Genomic DNA, 20,528 nt, shown 5'->3' with positions numbered 1-20,528 from the left:
CTTTCCGCAAAATAGAGGCGGCGGGTCCAATTAACCCGCCGTCCAAGCGTCAGTGAAAGGCGAAAGCCTGGCTTACGTAAGCAGAGCCGCAGTTTCCGGGCCCGCGCGACGAGGCGACGATGCGCCGCGCCAGCGCCGCGTGAGCGGGCGTGGAGCCGGAGGCCGAGACGCCCGAAATGCCGCCGCCCGCATTGACGTGGAAGGTCACATGGGCGGAGCCGGCGCCGAGGCTCGTCGAGCCCGGCGTGTGCTGACGCAGAGAAGCCGCCACATGGGCGAGGCAGGACGCCTGCGAGGCCCCCGAGCCGCCGCCGGCTTCCGGCGCGCCTGCGCGCCTGCGCGCCTGCGCCTCGCGCCGCTGCTCGGCGCGCTCGACCTGCTTCTGCTCCTCCCGCTTGCGCTCGACCTTTTCGACATCCTCTTTCTTCATGGCGAGCGGGATGGCGTCCGGGGCCATCACAACCGGCGGCGGAAGCGCAACTTCAGGCTGCTCGACGGCGACGGGCGGCGGCGTGTCCTCCGCTGCGCTCACTTCCTCCTGCTCGATGAAATCGCCTTCCTGCACCAGGTCCATGGTGAGGGAGTCGAGCGAGATCGACTTTGGCGCGGGCGCGAACAGGAAGGCGGCGAAAACGGCGAGATGCGCGGCGACAATGGCGGTGGTCGCGACCGGGCGCAGCCAGGGCGGGTTGACCGGCGGGGGACCCGCCGGCTCCTGATCCCGCTGGCCGGCGACCCCGGGCGAAAGCGCGAGATCGGTCATTTCGCCGCTCCTCCCGCCGGAGCCGGAGCCGGAGCCTGAGCCGCGGGCGCGGCGGCCTTGCTCACGGCCGGACCGGTCTTGCTGCGCGAATTGGTCATGATCGCAATGTGGGTGATGCCATGCGTCGCGAGCTTGTCCATCACGGCGACGACCTCGCCGTAGACCGCCTCGGTGTCGCCGCGCACATGCACGACGCGGGTGCGGTCGTCGCCCATCATGGCGTTGATGCCGTCGATGAGCGCGTCCTCGGAAACCGGATCGGCGCCGAGCGATACCTTGCCGTCCTTGCCGACGGTGACGACGATCGGGTCCTTCTGGTTGATCGGCTGCGCCGCGCTGGCTTGCGGCAGATTGACCTTTACGCCTTTTGCAAGCAGCGGCGCCGTCACCATGAAGATGATGAGCAGCACCAGCATCACGTCGACGAGCGGCGTGACGTTGATGTCGGCGAGCGGCTGGTAGAGGTCGTTATTGTTTTTGAAGCGCGTCGGAAGCCCCATTTATGCGGCCTCCTTCTGCTGGCGGGCGCGGGCCGCGCCGGCGCTCGTCATGCGCAGCGCCTCGTCTTCGATGTAATGGGCGACCTGCTGGCCGGCGCGGGCGAAGGCCGCGCCGATGCGGTTGTAGCCGACCGACGCGGGAATGGCGGCCGCGAGGCCATAGGCGGTGGCGGCGAGCGCCTCGGCGATGCCCGGCGCGACCACCGCAAGGCTCGTGTCCTGCGACTGGGCGATGCCGGCGAAGCTCGTCATGATGCCCCAGACGGTTCCAAACAGGCCGACGAAAGGCGCGACGGAGGAGATGACCGCGAGGTTGGGCAGGCCGCCTTCCGCCTTGGTGAGAAATTCGCGCGCCGCGCGGCTCATGTTCTCGGCGACGCGCTCGCGCTTGTCGCCCACGGTCTCGTCCGGAATGTCGAGGGCGAAAGCCTCGCGGCCCGCCTCCGCAACCGGCTCGAGCACGCCGATCGGCCGACCGGCGCGGGCCTCGCGGGCCGCCTTGCCGATGCGCAGAACGGCGACGGTCGCTTCTATGATGAGAACCCAGGTCCAGATCGAGGCGAGGAGCAGCGACGCCATGACGACCTTGCCCACCGGGCCGGCGTTGAGGAACATGGCGAGCGGGGAAAGCGAGGTATGATCCATAGAACTCACTCATTCTTCTATCGAGACGCGCGCGCGAACCTGCGACAGCAGGCGTCTTCTTTTGATTTTTAGTTATGATCAAGACGCGAAAGGCGCCTCTGACCGGCCATTTTAACCGCATGCAGCCGCTGGGCCAGCGTTACGGGGCGCCGATCGGAAAAATTCCAAATTAGCTTCGCGGCGGCGCCCTTGCGCCATGTGCGGAATGAAAGGCGACGCTCTCCGGCTCATAGGCCGTCGCGGCGAGAAGCTGGATGCGCGTCGGCGCGCGATTCGGCGCAACGGGCGTCGCCAGCCTGTGCGGCAGCACGGCCGCCGCGGAATGCGCCGCGAGGCAGCAGGGACACTGATGCTTCGTCGAGTCCTGCCCGTGCCGCGCTTTTTCGCCAATCGAGTCGGCGCGCTGCGTCATGTGACGCTTGAAGCAGGCGAAAAGCCCGCCATGCGCCGCAGCGTTGTTTTTGAAGATTAAATCAGTTGCGTTCGCGGCTGCGGCGCCTGACGCCGAGACGCTGAACATCAGCCCCCACACCGCGATGACCGCGATGACGGCGCGTATCCTGCGGCTGATGTGGCGCAACTGTGACATAAAAGTCTCTTAGTTGATTTTTTAATCTTTGACAACGCGCGACGGCTTGGACCCGTGGTCATTCGACGGCAAAGTCTCGCGGTCGATGTCGAGTCGCGCAGAAAAGCGTTCGCGCGATTTTGGGGACGACGGGGTCTCAACCGGACGACGAATGCGCAAGAGGCTACTCGCATCGCTGATTGTCTGTGTCGCTTTGCTGACACAGCTCGGCGCGTCCTTCGCGGGCGCCGCGGCGGCGCGTGACGGCTTTGTCTTCTGCCATCGCCAGATTGTCGCCGCGCAGGCTTCGGCTCCCGCAGACGTCAAGGGCGCCCCGGCGCAGGCGCCGTTGGGCGCTGACCACGCAAGCTGTTCGCTCTGTCAGCTCGGCTTCAGCGTCATTAGTGGCGAGCCGCCCTATTTCCTGGCGCAGGCGCTCCGCTTTTACCTGCGCGTCGCTTTCGTCGAGCGCGACGCTCCCGCGCCCCGTTCCGCCATTAATCTGAACGCGCCTGCCCGCGCGCCGCCTTCCGCAGTCTGATTCGAACGAAAAAACAAGGCCAAGCGCCAAATCAGACGCGCCGCCCCGTTCGGCGCCCGCGGAAGGACTCGAACAAAATGTCCCGTTATTTTCTGTTGCGCGGCGTCTCCGCCGGCGCATTGTCTCTCGTCGTCCTGTCGCCAGCCATGGCGACTCACAATCTTCCGACGATCGACGTCGGCGGCCAGCGCCGCGCCGCGGTCAACCGCGGCCCGGCGCGCCCCGCCGGCCCGGCCGTCGCGCAGCCCGGCGTGAGCCCGGGGCCCGCGGTCCCGGTCGCGCCCTCGCCCGTCGTCTCGCGCTGGTCGCCGACGCTTCCCGACGGGAGGCCGGCCTTCGTCGAGAAATGGCAGCTTCCCAATACGGTCGCGAGCGTCACGCGCCAGCAGATCGAGCGGAAGATCAATATCGTCGACACCGAAGACGCGGTTCGGTACATGCCCAGCCTGTTCGTGCGCAAACGCAATGTCGGCGACACGCAGGCGGTGCTGCAGACCCGCACCTGGGGCGTCGGCTCCTCGGCCCGCAGCCTGGTTTACGCCGATGATCTCCTGCTTACCGCATTGATCGGCAACGATAACACCATCGGCGCCCCGCGCTGGGGCCTCGTCGCGCCGGAAGAAATCGAGCGCGTCGACTTCCTCTACGGACCCTTCGCGGCGCAATATCCGGGCAACTCCATCGGCGGCGTGCTGAAAATCACGACGCGCATGCCGGAGAAGCTCGAAGTCTCGGTGAAAGACACGGTGGCGATCCAGGATTTCCACCTGTGGGGCACGAACAAGACCCTCGTCAATAATGTGACGAGCATGTTCGTCGGCAACAAGATCGGCGACTTCTCCTACACGATCTCCGGCAACTGGCAGCGCGGCTCGCAGCAGCCGCTCACCTATACGACGACGCCGGCGCTGATCCCCGGCTCGTACATCATGAGCAACGTCTACGGCACGACCTTCGCCAACGTCCTCGGCTCGGGCGGCAATCTCAACAACGATCAGGTCAACGCCAAACTCAAACTCGCCTACGACTTCACCAACACGATCCGCGGCACCTACACTTTCGCCTTCTGGTCCAACGACGGCACGTCCTATCCGGAGAACTATCTCGTTCCCGGCTACGGCGCCAATTGGGGCCCGACGTCCAGCTTCCTGGGCACGGCGGCGCTGCAGAACTTCGCGAGCGCCTATTACCGGGTGCAGGAGAAGATCATGGTGAACGCCGCCGCGGTCAGATCGAACAGCGGCGGTCCGTTCGACTTCGAGGTTTCGGCGTCGAATTTCACTTATCTTCAGTCCGATCAGGTCTCGCCCTTCTCGGCGACGCCGCCGGCCGGCTTTACGCTCAACGGCCGCGACTCAGTGTTTACGGGCACCTATTGGACGCTCTTCGACGCCAAGGGCATCGCCCGTCCGCCGGAAGGTCCGCTCCAGGGCCACGACATCAGCTTCGGCGTGCACGGCGACCAGTTCCACCTCAACAACCCGGTCTGGCTGACCTCCAACTGGGCGTCGGGGCTCGGCGCCAATACGGGGACCGCCGCCTCCATCGCGCAGGGCACCACCCGCACGCAGGCGCTGTGGGCGCAGGACGCCATCAAGCTGCGCGAGGATCTCAAGTTCACGGCCGGCATCCGCGGCGAAGTGTGGCAGGCGTCGAACGGCTATAATCAGTCGGCCAACATCAACGCTTTCGGCACAAATCTTACCGGCGCGCTCAGCACCAGGCTGCCGATCTATCAGCCCAACCAATACAGCACGCGCTTCTCGCCCAAGGGCTCGCTCGAATATTTCTACGACGATCACTGGACCGTTCGGGGCTCGATCGGCATGGCCAATCGCTTCCCGACCGTGCGCGAACTTTATAATCTGGCGACCATCACCAACACGGGACAGGTGACCAATCCCAATCCCAATCTGCGCCCCGAGAATGCGATCAGCTCCGAGCTCGCGATCGAGCGCAGGATCGGGCCGGACGGCACCGCGCGCGTGTCCTTCTTCGACGAGCAGGTGCGCGACGCGATCATCAGCCAGGTGACCGTCGTGCCCGGAACGGCGATCACCGCTTCGACGCCGACGAATGTGCAGCGCATTCGCAACAGCGGCGTCGAAGTCGCGTTTCAGAAAGACAATGTTCTTCTAAGGGGGCTGGAGGTGCTCGGCAGCGCGACCTGGCTCAACTCGCGCATCATCGCCAATCCGACCTGGATCCCGAGCGCCGCAAACGCCGAAATTCCCTGGGCGACCTCGGTGGCGGGCAAGAATGTGCCGAACGTGCCGAACTGGCGCGGGACGCTGGCGATCACCTATCGGCCGGACGACCGCTGGTCCTTTACGGTCGCCGGGCGCTATCAGAGCAAACTGTGGCGCACCATGGCGAACAATGACCGCGCCTATGGGATCTACTTCGCCTTCGATCCCTTCTTCGTCGTCGACACCAAGATCAACTACAAGTGGAGCGATCGGTTCTCCTTCGACTTCGGCATCGACAACGTCAACAACTACAAATACTTCCTGTTCCACCCGTTCCCGCAGCGGACCTATTATTTCGCCGCGAAATATGAGTTCGGGCGGGATAAGAAAGGCGCGCCGGGCATTTTCTTCACCGGCGACGAGGGTGGCCTGCCGGACGTCTCGACCTGGTTCCAGCCGGTGGCCTTCAACTGGAATTGATCTAACGAAAAAAGCCCGGGAGCCCGCTCCCGGGCTTTTTGACGAGTCGGCGCGGGCTGCCCCCCGCATGCATCGAGACGCCTGCTGCGCAGGCTCCTCATGCTTCGAGACGCCGCCTTTGGCGGCTCCTCAGCATGAGGGGCTTTTCCAGGGTTCGAGACCCTTACCTTAGGCCTCATCCCGAGGAGCGCGCGAGGCGCGCGTCTCGGAGGACGAGGCCGCCTCGCAATTTTGGGCCCAGGCGAAAACGCCCGGGCCCTTTATTGCGCGACGCTTCCGTCAGTGCGACAGCGATTTTACGATCGCCTCGACGGTCTTCTTGGCGTCGCCGAACAGCATCATCGTATTGGGGCGGAAGAAGAGCTCGTTCTCCACGCCCGCATAGCCCGAGCCCATGCCGCGCTTGAGAAAGAGGACCGTTTTCGCCCTTTCGACGTCGAGGATCGGCATGCCGTAAATCGCCGAGGACTTGTCGGTCTTCGCCGCCGGGTTGGTGACGTCATTGGCGCCGATGACGAAAGCCACGTCCGCCTGGCCGAATTCCGAATTGATGTCCTCGAGCTCGAAGACCTCGTCATAGGGCACATTGGCTTCGGCGAGCAGCACGTTCATATGGCCCGGCATGCGGCCAGCGACCGGATGGATCGCGTAGCTGACCTCGACGCCTTCCTTCTTGAGCAGGTCCGCCATTTCCCGCAGGGCATGCTGGGCTTGCGCCACCGCCATGCCGTACCCCGGCACGATGATGATCTTGCCGGCGTTCTGCATGATATAGGCGGCGTCCTCCGCCGAGCCCTGCTTGACGTTGCGCGTCTCCTTGGCGCCGCCGCCGACCACCGTCTCGCCGCCGAAGCCGCCGAGGATCACCGAGATGAAGCTGCGGTTCATCCCCTTGCACATGATGTAGGAGAGGATCGCGCCCGAGGAGCCGACCAGCGCGCCGGTGATGATCAGCGCGAGGTTGCCCAATGTGAAGCCGATGCCCGCCGCCGCCCAGCCCGAATAGGAATTGAGCATGGAGACGACGACCGGCATGTCGGCGCCGCCAATCGGAATGATGAGCGTTACGCCGAGCACGAAGGAGACGAGGATCAGCGCCAGGAGCCAGAGGCCCGATTCCGTGGTCACGAACAACAGGATCAGCGCCACGAGGCCAACGCCGAGCATGATGTTGATCGTGTGGCGCTCGGGCAGCAGGATCGGCTTGCCGCTCATGCGCTCGGAGAGCTTGAGAAAGGCGATGATCGATCCGGTAAAGGTGATCGCGCCGATCGCCGCGCCGAGCGACATTTCGAAGAGGCTGCCGCCCTCGATATGGCCCGGCGCGCCAATGCCGAAGGCCTGCGGCGCGAAAAAGGCGCTGCCCGCCACCAGCACGGCGGCGAGGCCGACGAGCGAATGGAAGAAGGCGACGAGTTCCGGCATCGCCGTCATCGGCACGCGCTGCGCCACATAGGCGCCGAGCCCGCCGCCCGCCCCCGCCCCGATCAGGATCAGCACGAGGCCGAAGAGCGGCGGCAGATGCAGGAGCAGCGTCGTGGCCACGGCGACGGCCATGCCGATCATGCCGTAGCGATTGCCCTCTCGGGACGTCGCGGGCGAGGAGAGGCCGCGCAGCGCGAGGATGAACAGCACGCCGGCGACGAGATAGAGAAGGGCTGCGATATTCGCGCTCATGCCGGTCAGCCCTTCTTTTTATACATGGCGAGCATGCGTTCGGTGACGAGGAAGCCGCCGAATATGTTCACGCAGGCGAGAATGAGCGCGATGAAGCCGAGCCAGCGCGCCCAATCCGAGCCGCTGTCGGAGGCGCTCGACGCGTCGACGCCGACCGAGAGAAGCGCTCCGACGACGATGACGGAGGAAATGGCGTTGGTCACCGACATCAGCGGCGTGTGCAGCGCCGGCGTCACCGACCAGACGACGTAATAGCCGACGAAGACGGCGAGCGCGAAAATAGCAAGGCGAAAGACGACCGGGTCGATCGCCCCGCCGCCCAATCCGTGCGAAGCGGCGGCCGCCGCCGTCTGGGCGAGTTCATCGGAATAATGCTGGGCCTGATCCGCGAGCTGACGGGCGGCTTCCGCCGCGGCCCGCGCCTTGTCAAGCAATTGCTGCGTAGAGTCGGTCATGGTTCGACGCCCTCTTTAAGAAGTTGTTGGGGTCAGGCCTTTTTGAAACGTTCGTCGATGACGACGCCGTCGCGCGTGAGCGCGGTCGCTTTCACGAGTTCGTCGTCCCAATTGATTGCAAGCTGCTTCGTCTCCTTGGAGACGAGCGTCTCGACGAAGGCGAGGAGGTTTCGCGCGTAGAGGCTCGACGCGGTCGGCGCCATCCGGCCGGGCAGATTGAGCGCGCCGACGATCTTCACGCCGTTTTCGACCGCGGTCTCGCCCGGGCGCGTAAGCTCGCAATTGCCGCCGCGCTCCGCCGCAAGGTCGATGATGACCGACCCCGGCCGCATCGAGCGCACCATGTCGGCCGAGATGAGCCGAGGGGCCGGACGTCCGGGTATGAGCGCCGTGGTGATGACGACGTCCTGCTTGGCGATGTGGCTCGCGGTCAGTTCCGCCTGCGCCGCCTGATATTCCTTGGACATCTCCTTGGCGTAGCCGCCGGCGGTCTGCGCCTGCTGGAACTCTTCGTTCTCGACCGCGAGGAATTTGGCGCCGAGCGATTCGACCTGCTCCTTCGTCGCCGGGCGCACGTCCGTCGCGGTGACGATCGCGCCGAGGCGGCGCGCCGTGGCGATGGCCTGCAGGCCCGCGACGCCGACGCCCATGATGAAGACCTTGGCGGCGGGCACGGTGCCGGCCGCCGTCATCATCATGGGGAAAGAACGGCCGTATTCCGCCGCCGCGTCGATCACCGCGCGATAGCCTGCGAGATTCGCCTGAGACGAGAGAACGTCCATGGATTGCGCGCGGGTGATGCGCGGCATGAACTCCATGGCGAAGGCGATGGCCCCGGCGCGGGCGAGATCCGCGAGCGCGGCCTCGTTTCCGAACGGGTCGAGGATGCAGATGACCGCGAGATTTTGCTTGGCGCCCGCGAGTTCGGCGGCGGCGGGGCGCCGCACGCGCAGCAAAATATCGGCGCCCGCGAGCGCGGCGGCCGCGTTGGGCGCAAGTGTCGCGCCGGCGGCGGCGTAGTCTTCATCCGAAACCCCAGCCCCGGCGCCGGCGCCGGACTGAACCGCGACCTCCGCGCCGAGACTGATGAATTTCTTGATGGTTTCTGGCGTCGCCGCGACGCGCGGCTCGGCTCTGTCCGTTTCGGCCAATACGGCAATGCGCATGACGAACTCCGATTTTCAAAAGCGAAAACCGTCGCCGTCATGGTGGCCCCTGACGGCTAGGCGTGAGGGGCGTTGCGCGTTTATCGCGCGAAGAGGAAGAAGAGGGCGACCAGTGTTACCGCCGAGGCCGCTGCGGAAAATTTCAGCAGCCAGAGGAAGCCGTTATAGGTTTTCATGTGTTCGGCCCAGTCCGCGTCCGTCGACGCGCGATTGCTCGCCATCTCAATCTCTCCCGATCGTGGTTTTAGAAGCGCGAACAGGACCGCCGCGCCTGTGGCGATGGTAGCCGAGCGGCGCCGGTCTCGCAATGACCCGATGGCGCGCGCTTTCGTCGCTCCCGCACAGCGTCCGCAACGCCCGCAAAGACAGGAGAAAGCCGCGTGCGGGGAAGATTCTCGGATGGGTTCTTTTCGCAGGCGCCACGCATTTTTCGGTTGGGCGACAAAAAAAGCCCCGGGCTTCCCCGGGGCTTTCGAACGCTTTTCAGGCAGGCGGGACTTAGAAGTCCATGCCGCCCATGCCGCCGCCCGGCATGGCCGGCGCGGTTTCCTTCTTCGGCTGTTCGGTGATCGTCGCCTCGGTGGTGATGATCAGGCCGGCGATCGACGCGGCGTCCTGGAGCGCGGTGCGCACGACCTTGGTCGGGTCGATGATGCCGAGCTTGATCAGATCGCCGAACTCGCCCTTCTGAGCGTCGAAGCCGAAGCCGTAGTCCGCGGCCTCGAGCAGCTTGCCCACAACGACCGCGCCGTCGCCGCCGGCGTTGTCGACGATCTGACGGGCCGGAGCCTGGATCGCCTTGCGGACGATCTCGACGCCGGTCTGCTGGTCGGAGTTGCCGACCTTGACGCCGTCGAGCGCCTTGATGGCGCGCAGCAGCGCGACGCCGCCGCCGGGCGAAACGCCTTCTTCAACGGCCGCGCGGGTGGCGTTGAGAGCGTCGTCGACGCGGTCCTTCTTCTCCTTCACCTCGACTTCGGTCGCGCCGCCGACGCGGATCACCGCGACGCCGCCTGCGAGCTTGGCCAGACGCTCCTGGAGCTTCTCACGGTCGTAGTCGGACGTCGTCTCCTCGATCTGGCCCTTGATCTGGGAGATGCGGGCCTCGATGTCCTTCTTGTCGCCGGCGCCGTCGATGATCGTGGTGTTCTCCTTCTCGATGCGCACGCGCTTGGCGCGGCCGAGCATGGGGAGCGTCACGTTCTCGAGCTTGATGCCGAGGTCCTCGGCGATCATCTGGCCGCCCGTGAGGATGGCGATGTCTTCGAGCATGGCCTTGCGGCGGTCGCCGAAGCCCGGCGCCTTCACGGCCGCGATCTTCAGGCCGCCGCGCAGCTTGTTGACGACGAGGGTGGCGAGCGCCTCGCCCTCGATGTCCTCGGCGACGATGACGAGCGGCTTGCCGGTCTGGACGACGGCCTCGAGGATCGGCAGCAGCGGCTGCAGCGTCGACAGCTTCTTCTCGTGGATGAGAAGATACGCGTCGTCGAGCTCGGCGATCATCTTCTCGGCGTTGGTGATGAAGTAGGGCGACAGATAGCCGCGATCGAACTGCATGCCCTCGACGATGTCGGTCTCGGTCTCGAGGCTCTTGGCCTCCTCGACCGTGATCACGCCCTCATTGCCGACCTTCTGCATCGCCTTGGCGATCTCTTCGCCGATGAAGGTGTCGCCATTCGCCGAGATGGTGCCGACCTGGGCGATCTCGTCGTTGGAGGTGACCTTCTTCGAATGCGCCTTGAGGTCGGCGACGATGGCGTCGACGGCGAGATCGACGCCGCGCTTCAGATCCATCGGATTGAGGCCGGCGGCGACGGCCTTGGCGCCTTCGCGGGCGATCGCGGCGGCGAGAACGGTGGCGGTGGTGGTGCCGTCGCCGGCCAGGTCATTCTGCTTGGAGGCGACTTCGCGGACGAGCTGGGCGCCGAGGTTCTCGAACTTGTCGGAAAGCTCGATCTCCTTGGCGACGGTCACGCCGTCCTTGGTGATGCGGGGCGCGCCGAAGCTCTTCTCGATCACGACGTTGCGGCCCTTGGGGCCCAGCGTGACCTTGACGGCGTTGGCGAGGATGTCGACGCCGCGCAGAATGCGGTCGCGCGCGTCGGTGGAGAAACGGACGTCTTTGGCAGCCATGTGAAACTCCTGGAATGGTTGAGGGAAGCGTTTGAGGGTCGGGTCGAGTTAGTCGACGATGCCCAGGATGTCGCTTTCCTTCATGATCAACAGATCTTCGCCGTCGATCTTGACCTCGGTGCCGGACCACTTGCCGAACAGGACGCGGTCGCCGGCCTTCACGTCGAGGGGGGTGAGCTTGCCGCTCTCGTCGCGGCCGCCGGGACCCACCGCGATCACTTTGCCCTCCTGGGGCTTTTCCTTGGCGGTGTCGGGGATGATGATGCCGCCCTTGGTCTTTTCCTCGCCTTCGAGACGCTTGACCACGACCCGGTCGTGCAGGGGACGAAACGCCATTGTTAAGTCTTCCTTTTTTGCGCGCCGGACGAAAATGCCGCCCGCCGCAAGCCATAAGCGAAATTGTTGGCACTCTCTTACGACGAGTGCCAACAGCGGCTCGGAAATATGTCGGGCGGCCGGCGATGTCAAGGTTTGTCGCGTCGCCGCTAGCCGCGCCGGAGCGGGTTCATTAAAATGGACCGCCGTCACCTGCGTCAGAGAACGAGTCGTTGCCGTCCTTATCCGCCTCCCCCCGCGCGCTCGGCCTCACCGCCGTTTGCGCCGCCGCTCTGCTCGATCAGGCCCATAAGTTCTGGATGCTCCATGTCTTCGGCATCGAGGGCCGCCAGCCGGTGACGGTCGCGCCCTTTCTCGATTTGGTGCTGTCGTGGAACTACGGGGTCTCCTATTCGCTTTTTCCCGCCCATGAGGGCACCGGCCGGGCCCTGCTCCTTTCGGGGCAGGCGATGATCGTCGCGTTTCTGTTGTCGTGGATGTGGCGCGCGCAGAGCCGCCTCACCGCAATCGCGCTCGGTCTTGTCGTCGGCGGCGCCGTGGGAAACGCGCTCGACCGGATCGCGCGCGGCGCGGTGGCGGATTTCTTCTATCTGCATACGACCCTGCCGGTCGGGCCGCTGGCCAATTACGTCTTCAACGTCGCCGACGTCGCGATCACCGCGGGCGTGGCGCTGCTGCTGTTCGAGACCCTGTTTCCGCCGCCGCCGCCGGCCGAAAGCGCGGCCTGAAGCTTTCGCCACTAAATCGCCACCAAAGGACGCGCATGTTGGGCCTTTGACGCCGCCCGGCGAGGGCGCGCCCATGTTTTCGTTTTGCCAAGGAGTTCAAATGATGAAGCTCGCTCGGTTCCCGCGCCGCGCTGCTTTCGCCCTGGCGGGCCTCGTCGCGGTCTGCGGCGGGGCGGCGCATGCCGCCGACGACAAGTCCACCGTTGGCGCGGTCATGGAGCTTTTCGGCGTTTCATCCGACCCCTCCGCCGCGTCGATTGATTACCGCGAGCGGCCGAAGCTCGTGCTGCCGCCGAAGATCGGCGAATTGCCGGCGCCGCGCGACCGGGCGGATCGCCCCGAGGGTTGGCCCACCGACACGACCACCAACCGGAACCGGTCCACGGATCGCTACGCGCGCGTGCCGAACGCCCCGCCGCCGGAGAAGAAACCCGGTCTTCTCGAACGCGTCCGCGGCCCGCGGCCCGACGCGGCGCCCGGCACGGACGACGAGCCCGGCTTCTTCCAGCGCGTATTGTTGAACAAGCGCGCCGACGTCGCCCTTTCTTCCGAAGAGCCGAGCCGCCGCATGCTGACGGAACCCCCGACGGGCTATCGCCGGCCTTCCATGGACCTCAGCAAGGTTCCGGATTCCGAGGCCAAGAAATCGAGCTGGTGGAACCCGCTCGGCTATCTCGGCAACAAGGACGACAAAGACCCGGTGGCGCAGCCGGGCGCGGCGACCCCTGCTCAGCAGGCCAAGCCGTCGAGCGGCGGGTCGGAATCCTGGTTCCGCTGGCCGCGTTTCGTCCAGAAGGACCCCGACAAGGATTGAGTTTCGGCGGCGCGGATTTGGGCCTATATAGAGACGAAGTTTATCGTTTCGGGCGGCCGGGGCGCCGCTAGAAAGGCTCGTCGATGTCGTCTTCACCTCTGCCGCCGACCGTCTCGCTCACCCCGGGCGCGGCCGGCGGCTCGGCGCATGCCGGCGCGGAAATTTCGCACTTCAAGCTCGACAACGGTCTCGAGGTCGTGGTCATCCCCGACAACCGCACGCCCGTCGTCACCCATATGATCTGGTACAAGAACGGCTCCGCCGACGATCCGATCGGCAAATCGGGCATCGCGCATTTCCTCGAACATCTGATGTTCAAGGGCACCAAGAACCATCCGCAGGGCGAATTCTCCAATCTCGTGGCCGAGCTCGGCGGCCAGGAGAACGCCTTCACGAGCTACGATTACACGGCCTATTTCCAGCGGATCGGCAAGGAGCACCTCGGCACGCTGATGCAGTTCGAGGCGGATCGCATGATCAACCTCGTGTTGACCGACGAGGTGGTCACGCCGGAGCGCGACGTGGTGCTGGAGGAGCGCCGCATGCGCACCGACAACGATCCCGCCGCCCAGCTCGACGAGGCCGTTCAGGCCGCGCTTTACGCCCACCATCCCTATGGCACGCCGATCATCGGCTGGAACCATGAGATCGAGGACCTGAACCGCGAAGACGCGCTGTTCTATTACAATCGCTTCTATACGCCCGAGAACGCCATCCTCATCGTCGCCGGCGACATTGAGGCCGAGGAGGTCGCGCGCCTCGCCCGCGAGACCTACGGCAAGATACCGGCCCGCGCCGAACCGCCGCAGCGCCGGCGCACCCAGGAGCCGCCGCATCGCGCCCATCGTCTCGTTTCGCTTTCCGACGAGAAGGTGGAGCAGCCGGCGCATGAGCGCGTCTTCCTCGTCCCTTCCTACAAGACGGCCGCCCCCGGCGAGGCTGAGGCGCTCGAGACGCTCGCCCATATGCTCGGCGGCGGCGCGACCAGCGCGCTCTATGAGACGCTGGTGGTCGAGGAGAAATACGCGGTGGGCGCGGGGGCCTATTATCTGGGCTCGGCCGTCGACGACACGCGGCTGTGGGTCTATGCGACCCCGGCGCCGGGCGTCTCTCTCGAGGAGCTCGACGCGGCGATCGACCGCGTCGTCAAGCGCTTCATCGACGAGCCGATCGACGACGCGCATTTGCAGCGCACCAAGACGCGGCTCGTCGCCGACGCCATTTACGCGCAGGACAGCCAGGCCTCGCTCGCCCGCTGGTATGGCGAGGCGCTCGCGACCGGCCTCACGATTGAAGATGTGGCGGCCTGGCCGGCGCGCATGGAGGCGGTGACGGCCGGGGACGTGACCGCCGCGGCGCGCAAATGGCTCGACAAGCGCCGCGCCGTGACCGGCTTCCTGTTGCCGGCCGACATCGACGCCTGACGCTTCATCGACGGGCTGGCGAGCGCGCCGGCCCGACTCTTTTCAGGAACGCCCCATGACCGCCCACGCCCCCGCCGTCACCATGGCCTCCCGCGCCGAGCATGTGCAGAAGGTCGTCACCCCCGGCGGGATAACCGCCTGGCTCGTCGAAAGCTACGCCGTGCCGCTGGTCGCGCTGGAGTTTTCCCTGCGCGGCGGCGCAGCGCAGGACCCGGCCGACAAGCCCGGCCTCGCGACGCTGCTCGCTTCCCTGCTCGACGAAGGCGCGGGCCCCCATGACGCGCGCGGCTTCCACCGCGCCATCGACGAACTCGCCATTCACCTGGGTTTCGGGGCGGACCGCGACTCGATTTCCGGCCATTTGCAGACCTTGTCGAAGAACGCCGACAAGGCGTTCGAATTGTTGAAGCACGCGCTGATCGACGCGCATCTCGCCGAGCCCGACGTCGCGCGGGTGCGCAGCCAGCTCGTGGCCGAACTGAAGCGCGACGCCAATGATCCCGACGCCATGGCGGCGAAGGCCTTCCGCGAGGCGGCCTTCGCCGGCCACCCCTACGGGCGCCCGGTGCGCGGCGAGCTGTCCTCGATCGACACGCTGTCGCGCGCCGATCTCCTGGCGCTGCGCGAGCGGCTGTTCGCGCGCAAGGATCTGAAGATCGCCGTCGTCGGCGCGATCGACGCGCAGACGCTTTCCGATCGGCTCGATTCGACCTTCGGCGCCTTCTCCATGGCCAATGATCTGATCGAGGTTGCGCCGACGATCGTCGCCGGCGCGGGCGCGCGCCATATCGTCAATCTCGACATCCCGCAGACGACGATCCGCTTTGGCCGCACCGGCGTCACCAAGCGCGATCCGGACTATTTTGCGGTCGTCGTCGCGAACCACATCTTCGGCGGCGGCTCCTTCACGGCGCGGCTGTTCAGAGAAGTGCGCGAGAAACGCGGCATGGCCTACAGCGTCTATGCGCAGCTCAACGAATACGACCAGTGCCCGATGCTGATCGGCGCCGCCGCGACCAAGAACGAACGCGCCGGCGAAGCGCTGCGCGTGATCGAAGAGGAAGTGCGGCGCTACGCCGAGGAAGGCCCGACCGAGGACGAGCTCGACAAGGCGAAGAAATTCCTCATCGGCTCCTATGCGCTACGCTTCGACACCTCGACGAAGATCGCAAGCCAGCTCGTCCATCTGCAGATGGACGGTTTCGAGCCGAGCTATCTCGACGAAAGAAACGGCAAGATCGCCGCCGTGGGTCTGGAGGACGCCAAGCGCGCGGCGAAGAAGCTCTTGGGCGACGGCAAGCTCTTGGTGACGATGGTCGGGCGGCCCGAGGGGGTGTGACGCCCCGCTTGTGGGCGGCTAACCCGGGGGGTCCCTCGTCATGACCCGCCGTCGCCGCGGACGCGCCTTGGACGCCCGCGACAAGCGCGGGCGTGACTGAGGCAAGAGCGCCTTACTTCTGCGGCAATAGCGCCAGCAGGTCCGCCATCTTCGGCGCGGCGGCGGGGTTCATCATGCCAACGACGTGATAGCCGGCGTCGACATGCAGGATTTCGCCCGAGACGCCGCGCGACATCGGCGAGAGCAGATAGACGGCGGTCTCGCCGACTTCCTCGATGGTCACGACGCGGCGCAGCGGCGCGTTATACTCGTTCCAGCGCAGGATATAGCGGAAGTCGCCGATGCCGGAGGCCGCCATGGTCTTGATCGGGCCGGCCGAGATGGCGTTGACGCGGATGTTCTTCTCGCCGAGGTCGGCGGCGAGATAGCGCACCGAGGCCTCGAGCCCCGCCTTGGCGACGCCCATCACATTGTAATGCGGCATCCATTTCTCGGCGCCGTAATAGGTGAGGGTGAGCAGCGAACCGCCTTCCGGCATCAGCTTTTCAGCGCGCTGCGCGATCGCCGTGAAGCTGAAGCAGGAGATGTTCATCGACATCAGGAAATTGTCGAGCGTCGTGTCGACGTAGCGGCCGTCGAGCTGATCCTTGTCGGAATAAGCGAGGCAGTGGACGACAAAATCCACCTTGCCCCAAAGCTTCGCGACCTCGGCGAAGATCGCGTCGATCGTCTCGGGCTCGGCGACGTCGCAACGGCCGACGACATGGGCTCCGAGTTCGGCGGCGAGCGGGCGCACGCGCTTCTCGAGCGCCTCGACCTGATAGGTCAAAGCGAGCTCGGCCCCGGCGTCGGCGCAGGCCTTGGCGATGCCCCAGGCGATCGAGCGATTATTGGCGACGCCCAGAATCAGGCCCTTTTTTCCGGCGAGGATTCCGGCGAAAGGAGCGGCGGGCGCGGCGGGCTGTGTCATCGGGGCGTCCATATCTCAAGCGAAAACGGGTCGCGCGCCCTTTAGCGTGGATTTGGCCCAAAGGAAACCCTGGGCGGCGCCGGGGAGGTCAGTATATGAAAATGCGGTCGCGAGCCTGTGGCCATTTGCCGTCGCTTGACCTATCATTCCATAGGAAACGCCACTGAAGGCGGGTCCCTCATCTTCTGAATGGGCCGGATATGTCCAGGAAAGCCGGGATCCTCGAAGGTCTTGGCGGGGTCGTCCCCGCATTGCGCCGCTACGCGCGCGCGCTCTGCGCCGGCGCGGGCCAGGCGCTTTCCGACGAACTCGTGCAGAGCGCCTTGCAGAGCGTCGGCGCGAGAATCCGCGCCAGGGAGCTGCGGCCGGCTGATCTCGACGAGGCGCGCGTCGAGGCCTATGCCGCGCTGACCGCCATGGCGACGAAGCGCCTCGCCGCTGCGCCGCGAACCGCGCCGCGCCAGCCGCCCATCGTCCAGGGCCTTGCCGAGCTTTCCTTGGACGATCGCGCCGCATTGCTGCTCGTGGCGCTCGAAGGCTTCGGCTACGACGCCGCCGCGCGGATCGTCGGCGCCCCGCGGGAGACGTTGCTCGCCCGCTTGACGCGCGCCCGCGCCGCGCTCGCCGCAGACGGCCTGCGCCCGCCCAGCGTCGACACTGGCGCGCGTCGGGCGGCGGCGCATCTGCGCGTCGTGAAATAGGCTCGAGTCTTGAAGTCCTCTGGTTTTATCGAGGAAAGCGACCTGCACGCGCTCGTCGACGGCGAGCTTGATCCGGAACGGCGGCGCAAGGTCGAGGATCATCTGCTGCAGCACCCGGAACATGCGGCCCTCGTGGAGGGCTGGCGGCGCCAGAACGCCGCGCTGCGCGCAGCTTTCGAGCCCGTCGCGCATGAGACGCCGCCGCTCTCGCTCAAGGACGCGGCGTCGCGCGCGCCTGTGTCGACTCAGGGGCCCATCGAAACCGGCGCCATCCACTGGGGTCGGCCCGGCGCGTCGCGGCCTGCGCAGCGACTGGACGATTTACGCGCCCAGCGACGCCGGCAGGCGATGCTGTCGACGCTGCTGACGCTGCTCACCGGGGCCGCCGTCGCCGGGCTGGCGGCGCTGGTGTTCGTGGGCCGCCACGAGACGCCGCGTCCGCCGGTCGCCGCGTCGCTCACGCAGAGCTATGCGGGACGGGCGGGGCTGACCTACGCCACTTACGCCTCGGACGCGCGCCCGGTCGAAATCGACATTTCCCGGCGCGGCGAGCTCGCGGCCTGGCTGCAGGAGCGCGTCGGCTTCTCCTCTACGCCGGACCTCGCAGACCTCGGCCTGCGACTCATCGGCGGCCGCGTCGCGCCGGGCGTCGCGGCCCCCGCCGGACTGCTCATCTATGAGCGGGCGGACGGCGCGCGGGTCGGTCTCTATTTCGAGCGCGCCGAGGCGGCGAATGCGCCGCAGGCGCCGCGCGCCGGGCAGGGCGTCTCTGCGGTCGAGTGGCGGGCGGCGGGATTCGCTTTCGTCCTCGTCGGCCCGCTGTCGTCGGAAGAGATGCAGGCGGCGGGCGAGCGCGCGGCGCGCGCCGTCAGCGCCGCGCCAGACGCGCCTTGACCGCCCGAAAAGCTTTCGAAACCTGAAGGCAAGGGCGCAAAAACGGTTGACTTTGCGCGCCGGTCCAGTCCCTAAGAGGCGCGCTGAGCGCCGGTCCCAGACGCGCGCGTCCGTGAGGAGCGCGACGGAACCGGTCCCGCGCAACGCGTGGCCGAGCGCGCGGCGCGCCCTTTGAAGACTCTTCTCGAAACCGGAGCTTAACATTATGCGTCTCGACGCCATTCCGATCGGCGCGAATCCCCCGCATGAAGTCAATGTCGTGGTCGAAGTGCCGCTCGGCGGGGAGCCGATCAAATATGAGCTCGACAAGGCCTCCGGCACGCTCTTCGTCGATCGTTTCCTCTACACGGCGATGCGCTATCCGGGGAACTACGGGTTCATTCCGCACACGCTCTCCGACGACGGCGACCCCTGCGACGTGCTCGTCGCCAATACGCGGCCCGTCGCGCCGGGCGCCGTCATCGCGGTGCGGCCGATCGGCGTTTTGCGCATGACGGACGAAGCCGGCGGCGACGAGAAGATCGTCGCAGTCCCGTCCTCGCGCCTGACCCAGCGCTACAATGACGTGCACGATTACACCGACCTTCAGGAGATGACCTGGCGGCGCATCGAGCATTTCTTCGTGCATTACAAGGATCTCGAGCCGGGCAAATGGGCCAAGGTCGCCGGCTGGGGCGACGCCGCCGACGCCCGCGGGCTGATCACCGCGGCGATCGAGCGGGCCAAGGCCGCCAAGTAACCCGCGAAGGCCGACGCCGTCGCGCCTGAGGCTTCAGGGGAGCGGCGGCGTGCGCGAGACGACGCCCTTGCGGAAGCACGTCGGCCGATCTTTCCAGGCGACGATGCCGTTCTCGCTCTCGCCGAAGCGCAGGGCCGACTCGATCAGATCGTCGACGCTCGTCTCCGGGTTCAGATCGCCGATCACATAGGTCCATTTCCCAAGCGCCGCGAGGGCGACGGTCGCCGGCCGCTTGCACACGGCGAGACATTCGACGGCCTCGGTCGGAATCGCCAGATTGCGCTCCGCCAGTCTCTTGCGGAGGGCGTCGAGAAAGCGGGCGCCGGGCTGGATATTGGGATCGCCCGCGTCCCGGCAGGACACGCAGACGACAATTCTCACATCCGTGCTGGACACGCTCAATTCTCCCGCGACTCGCGGAAGGTCTTTTCAGTCAGCTTCGCAGGATTGACAAGCGCTTATTAGCCTCGGCCTTGAGCGTTGCTGCGGCGCGACGGCGGGGCGCTTCTCAGGCCGCATCCTCGCGGCGCGGGTCGGGTTTTTCGGAGGGCATCCGCGTCTGCCGGCTGAGCTGCTCGAACTGACCAGCCAGGCGCGACACGCTTTCGACGAGAATGTCCCGCGTCTCCGTGCGCACCCCATGGTCGCGCAGCTTCGCGAAGGCGCGCGACAGCGTCTCCTGCTTGACGCCGAGCCGCGCCGCAATCAGGCGCTTGTCGTAGGGAAGGCGAAAGCGGCACTGTTCGACGCCCGGGGGACAGAGCGACAAGATGAACCCGGCCAGCCGCTGATCGGCGTTCTGCGCCTTGAGCGATTCGATCTCGGTCACGAGCGCGGCGATCTTGTCCTTGCCGTCCTGCAGGACGGCGGCGAAGAGCGCGGGCGACTCCTTCATCAGCCGCATGAAGCGGGCGGCGGGGATTTTGAGCACAGAGGTCGGCCCGATCGCCTCCGCCGAGACGCGGCAGGTCTCGCCGGGGTTCATGGGCGGTTCGCCCACGGTTTCGCCATTCGAGCGAATGCCGATCAACGTCTCGTCGCCGCAGGAGGCGATCCGCAGCACCTTCACGAAACCATGCAGAATGACGACGACCGCGGTGACCGGATCGCCCTGGCGAAAGATGACGCCGCCTTCGTCGAACGTCTCGACCTTCGCCTCGAGCGCAAGGCGTGCGAGCGTCGGCTCGTCGACGAGGGAAAACAAGCGCAGATCGCGCAGCGCCGGAGGCTCGGCGACGGCGATGCGCCCATTGCGTCGGCCCGCCCGGCCTTTTCGATCGGCGGCGAGGCCCAAAGCGATGTCGCTCGTCTGTGTGGACACGCCCGCATCCCCCTTCTCGCGCACGTCGTCGCGATGGCTCATTGGCATAAAAGCTTGTTTTCCCGCCGGGGGCGTCAGCTCAAGGGCGATGGCGCTCGACCGGTCGACTCGCTGAGGCTAACGCGAATGAAAGCGGCGCGAAAGC

At 66.3% G+C, this 20,528-nt stretch carries 22 protein-coding genes; 9 read left to right on the top strand and 13 right to left on the bottom strand.

All coding sequences use genetic code 11. The annotated features are described in order from the left end of the window. Nucleotides 1–49 precede the first annotated feature (49 nt). The 4 genes from ACETII_RS07315 to ACETII_RS07300 form a co-directional block, all read right to left on the bottom strand. On the bottom strand, nucleotides 50–763 hold the full coding sequence (locus ACETII_RS07315) for an energy transducer TonB (protein ID WP_472787614.1): 714 nt from the start codon (nucleotides 761–763) through the stop codon (nucleotides 50–52). After that, entirely contained in the window at nucleotides 760–1,263 is a 504-nt protein-coding gene (locus tag ACETII_RS07310) for an ExbD/TolR family protein (RefSeq protein WP_472787613.1), read from the bottom strand. Before ACETII_RS07310 ends, ACETII_RS07315 begins: the two co-directional genes overlap by 4 nt. Beyond that, nucleotides 1,264–1,908, bottom strand: coding sequence for a MotA/TolQ/ExbB proton channel family protein (locus ACETII_RS07305; RefSeq protein WP_363350252.1), 645 nt, complete (start codon nucleotides 1,906–1,908; stop codon nucleotides 1,264–1,266). 169 nt (nucleotides 1,909–2,077) lie between these two features. After that, the gene (locus tag ACETII_RS07300; RefSeq protein ID WP_363350251.1) at nucleotides 2,078–2,497 is read right to left on the bottom strand and encodes a DUF2946 family protein; all 420 of its coding nucleotides are present in this window, start codon (nucleotides 2,495–2,497) and stop codon (nucleotides 2,078–2,080) included. Between the two features lie 151 nt (nucleotides 2,498–2,648). Here ACETII_RS07300 and ACETII_RS07295 point away from each other — a divergent pair, with 151 nt between their 5' ends. Beyond that, a complete protein-coding gene (locus tag ACETII_RS07295; protein ID WP_363350250.1) occupies nucleotides 2,649–3,017 on the top strand; it encodes a hypothetical protein in 369 nt (122 codons plus the stop codon). A 77-nt stretch (nucleotides 3,018–3,094) separates the two neighbouring features. Further along, nucleotides 3,095–5,686: a TonB-dependent receptor gene (locus ACETII_RS07290; RefSeq protein WP_363350249.1), complete on the top strand. Its 2,592-nt coding sequence runs from the start codon at nucleotides 3,095–3,097 to the stop codon at nucleotides 5,684–5,686. A 279-nt stretch (nucleotides 5,687–5,965) separates the two neighbouring features. Here the strand turns inward: ACETII_RS07290 and ACETII_RS07285 are convergent, their stop codons facing one another. From ACETII_RS07285 to groES, 6 genes are all read right to left on the bottom strand, one after another. Beyond that, the gene (locus tag ACETII_RS07285) at nucleotides 5,966–7,363 is read right to left on the bottom strand and encodes an NAD(P)(+) transhydrogenase (Re/Si-specific) subunit beta (RefSeq protein WP_363350248.1); all 1,398 of its coding nucleotides are present in this window, start codon (nucleotides 7,361–7,363) and stop codon (nucleotides 5,966–5,968) included. Nucleotides 7,364–7,368: 5 nt separating this feature from the next. Then, entirely contained in the window at nucleotides 7,369–7,818 is a 450-nt protein-coding gene (locus tag ACETII_RS07280; protein ID WP_363350247.1) for an NAD(P) transhydrogenase subunit alpha part 2, read from the bottom strand. A gap of 32 nt (nucleotides 7,819–7,850) precedes the next feature. Beyond that, a complete protein-coding gene (locus ACETII_RS07275) occupies nucleotides 7,851–8,984 on the bottom strand; it encodes a Re/Si-specific NAD(P)(+) transhydrogenase subunit alpha (RefSeq protein ID WP_472787612.1) in 1,134 nt (377 codons plus the stop codon). An 80-nt stretch (nucleotides 8,985–9,064) separates the two neighbouring features. Next, nucleotides 9,065–9,205, bottom strand: a complete 141-nt coding sequence (locus tag ACETII_RS07270; RefSeq protein ID WP_363350245.1) for an aa3-type cytochrome c oxidase subunit IV — start codon at nucleotides 9,203–9,205, stop codon at nucleotides 9,065–9,067. Nucleotides 9,206–9,482: 277 nt separating this feature from the next. After that, a complete protein-coding gene (gene groL / locus ACETII_RS07265; RefSeq protein ID WP_363350244.1) occupies nucleotides 9,483–11,117 on the bottom strand; it encodes a chaperonin GroEL in 1,635 nt (544 codons plus the stop codon). A gap of 48 nt (nucleotides 11,118–11,165) precedes the next feature. After that, nucleotides 11,166–11,453: a co-chaperone GroES gene (groES, locus tag ACETII_RS07260; RefSeq protein ID WP_363350243.1), complete on the bottom strand. Its 288-nt coding sequence runs from the start codon at nucleotides 11,451–11,453 to the stop codon at nucleotides 11,166–11,168. A gap of 212 nt (nucleotides 11,454–11,665) precedes the next feature. Between groES and lspA the strand changes: the two genes are divergently transcribed. The 4 genes from lspA to ACETII_RS07240 all read left to right on the top strand — a co-directional run bounded on the left by lspA (nucleotide 11,666) and on the right by ACETII_RS07240 (nucleotide 15,758). Beyond that, entirely contained in the window at nucleotides 11,666–12,181 is a 516-nt protein-coding gene (gene lspA / locus ACETII_RS07255; protein ID WP_472787611.1) for a signal peptidase II, read from the top strand. A gap of 100 nt (nucleotides 12,182–12,281) precedes the next feature. Beyond that, nucleotides 12,282–12,995 (top strand): hypothetical protein, encoded by a 714-nt coding sequence (locus ACETII_RS07250; protein ID WP_472787610.1) that lies wholly within the window; start codon nucleotides 12,282–12,284, stop codon nucleotides 12,993–12,995. An 83-nt stretch (nucleotides 12,996–13,078) separates the two neighbouring features. Continuing rightward, nucleotides 13,079–14,419 carry a M16 family metallopeptidase gene (locus ACETII_RS07245; protein WP_472787609.1) on the top strand — a complete coding sequence of 447 codons (1,341 nt, stop codon included), beginning with the start codon at nucleotides 13,079–13,081 and terminating at the stop codon, nucleotides 14,417–14,419. 55 nt (nucleotides 14,420–14,474) lie between these two features. Beyond that, a complete protein-coding gene (locus tag ACETII_RS07240; RefSeq protein ID WP_472787608.1) occupies nucleotides 14,475–15,758 on the top strand; it encodes a M16 family metallopeptidase in 1,284 nt (427 codons plus the stop codon). Nucleotides 15,759–15,870: 112 nt separating this feature from the next. Here the strand turns inward: ACETII_RS07240 and fabI are convergent, their stop codons facing one another. Next, nucleotides 15,871–16,728 carry an enoyl-ACP reductase FabI gene (gene fabI, locus ACETII_RS07235; RefSeq protein ID WP_363350238.1) on the bottom strand — a complete coding sequence of 286 codons (858 nt, stop codon included), beginning with the start codon at nucleotides 16,726–16,728 and terminating at the stop codon, nucleotides 15,871–15,873. Between the two features lie 200 nt (nucleotides 16,729–16,928). Here fabI and ACETII_RS07230 point away from each other — a divergent pair, with 200 nt between their 5' ends. The 3 genes from ACETII_RS07230 (at nucleotide 16,929) to ppa (ending at nucleotide 19,062) form a co-directional block, all read left to right on the top strand. Next, on the top strand, nucleotides 16,929–17,429 hold the full coding sequence (locus tag ACETII_RS07230; RefSeq protein ID WP_363350237.1) for a sigma factor-like helix-turn-helix DNA-binding protein: 501 nt from the start codon (nucleotides 16,929–16,931) through the stop codon (nucleotides 17,427–17,429). A gap of 9 nt (nucleotides 17,430–17,438) precedes the next feature. Beyond that, nucleotides 17,439–18,323: an anti-sigma factor family protein gene (locus ACETII_RS07225; RefSeq protein ID WP_472787607.1), complete on the top strand. Its 885-nt coding sequence runs from the start codon at nucleotides 17,439–17,441 to the stop codon at nucleotides 18,321–18,323. A 205-nt stretch (nucleotides 18,324–18,528) separates the two neighbouring features. Further along, a complete protein-coding gene (ppa, locus tag ACETII_RS07220) occupies nucleotides 18,529–19,062 on the top strand; it encodes an inorganic diphosphatase (RefSeq protein WP_363350235.1) in 534 nt (177 codons plus the stop codon). Nucleotides 19,063–19,095: 33 nt separating this feature from the next. Here ppa and ACETII_RS07215 read toward each other — a convergent pair whose 3' ends face one another. Continuing rightward, a complete protein-coding gene (locus ACETII_RS07215; RefSeq protein ID WP_363350234.1) occupies nucleotides 19,096–19,458 on the bottom strand; it encodes a DUF1636 domain-containing protein in 363 nt (120 codons plus the stop codon). Between the two features lie 112 nt (nucleotides 19,459–19,570). After that, on the bottom strand, nucleotides 19,571–20,425 hold the full coding sequence (locus tag ACETII_RS07210; RefSeq protein ID WP_363350233.1) for a Crp/Fnr family transcriptional regulator: 855 nt from the start codon (nucleotides 20,423–20,425) through the stop codon (nucleotides 19,571–19,573). Between the last annotated feature and the right edge of the window lie 103 nt (nucleotides 20,426–20,528).

This window comes from Methylocystis sp. NC52PC, from assembly GCF_055698645.1.
Note: the sequence above shows the minus strand (reverse complement) of the source record. Positions and strands in the feature narration are given on the sequence as shown.

Bases quoted from the DNA above. Each gene is read 5' to 3' on its own strand.
- ACETII_RS07240 (WP_472787608.1), top strand. From the start codon at position 14,475: ATGACCGCCCACGCCCCCGCCGTCACCATGGCCTCCCGCGCCGAGCAT.
- fabI (WP_363350238.1), bottom strand. From the start codon at position 16,728: ATGACACAGCCCGCCGCGCCCGCCGCTCCTTTCGCCGGAATCCTCGCC.
- groES (WP_363350243.1), bottom strand. From the start codon at position 11,453: ATGGCGTTTCGTCCCCTGCACGACCGGGTCGTGGTCAAGCGTCTCGAA.
- ACETII_RS07275 (WP_472787612.1), bottom strand. From the start codon at position 8,984: ATGCGCATTGCCGTATTGGCCGAAACGGACAGAGCCGAGCCGCGCGTC.
- ACETII_RS07310 (WP_472787613.1), bottom strand. From the start codon at position 1,263: ATGGGGCTTCCGACGCGCTTCAAAAACAATAACGACCTCTACCAGCCG.
- ppa (WP_363350235.1), top strand. From the start codon at position 18,529: ATGCGTCTCGACGCCATTCCGATCGGCGCGAATCCCCCGCATGAAGTC.
- ACETII_RS07300 (WP_363350251.1), bottom strand. From the start codon at position 2,497: ATGTCACAGTTGCGCCACATCAGCCGCAGGATACGCGCCGTCATCGCG.
- ACETII_RS07280 (WP_363350247.1), bottom strand. From the start codon at position 7,818: ATGACCGACTCTACGCAGCAATTGCTTGACAAGGCGCGGGCCGCGGCG.
- ACETII_RS07250 (WP_472787610.1), top strand. From the start codon at position 12,282: ATGATGAAGCTCGCTCGGTTCCCGCGCCGCGCTGCTTTCGCCCTGGCG.
- ACETII_RS07245 (WP_472787609.1), top strand. From the start codon at position 13,079: ATGTCGTCTTCACCTCTGCCGCCGACCGTCTCGCTCACCCCGGGCGCG.
- ACETII_RS07230 (WP_363350237.1), top strand. From the start codon at position 16,929: ATGTCCAGGAAAGCCGGGATCCTCGAAGGTCTTGGCGGGGTCGTCCCC.
- ACETII_RS07210 (WP_363350233.1), bottom strand. From the start codon at position 20,425: ATGAGCCATCGCGACGACGTGCGCGAGAAGGGGGATGCGGGCGTGTCC.
- ACETII_RS07295 (WP_363350250.1), top strand. From the start codon at position 2,649: ATGCGCAAGAGGCTACTCGCATCGCTGATTGTCTGTGTCGCTTTGCTG.
- ACETII_RS07305 (WP_363350252.1), bottom strand. From the start codon at position 1,908: ATGGATCATACCTCGCTTTCCCCGCTCGCCATGTTCCTCAACGCCGGC.
- ACETII_RS07285 (WP_363350248.1), bottom strand. From the start codon at position 7,363: ATGAGCGCGAATATCGCAGCCCTTCTCTATCTCGTCGCCGGCGTGCTG.
- ACETII_RS07270 (WP_363350245.1), bottom strand. From the start codon at position 9,205: ATGGCGAGCAATCGCGCGTCGACGGACGCGGACTGGGCCGAACACATG.
- groL (WP_363350244.1), bottom strand. From the start codon at position 11,117: ATGGCTGCCAAAGACGTCCGTTTCTCCACCGACGCGCGCGACCGCATT.
- ACETII_RS07315 (WP_472787614.1), bottom strand. From the start codon at position 763: ATGACCGATCTCGCGCTTTCGCCCGGGGTCGCCGGCCAGCGGGATCAG.
- ACETII_RS07290 (WP_363350249.1), top strand. From the start codon at position 3,095: ATGTCCCGTTATTTTCTGTTGCGCGGCGTCTCCGCCGGCGCATTGTCT.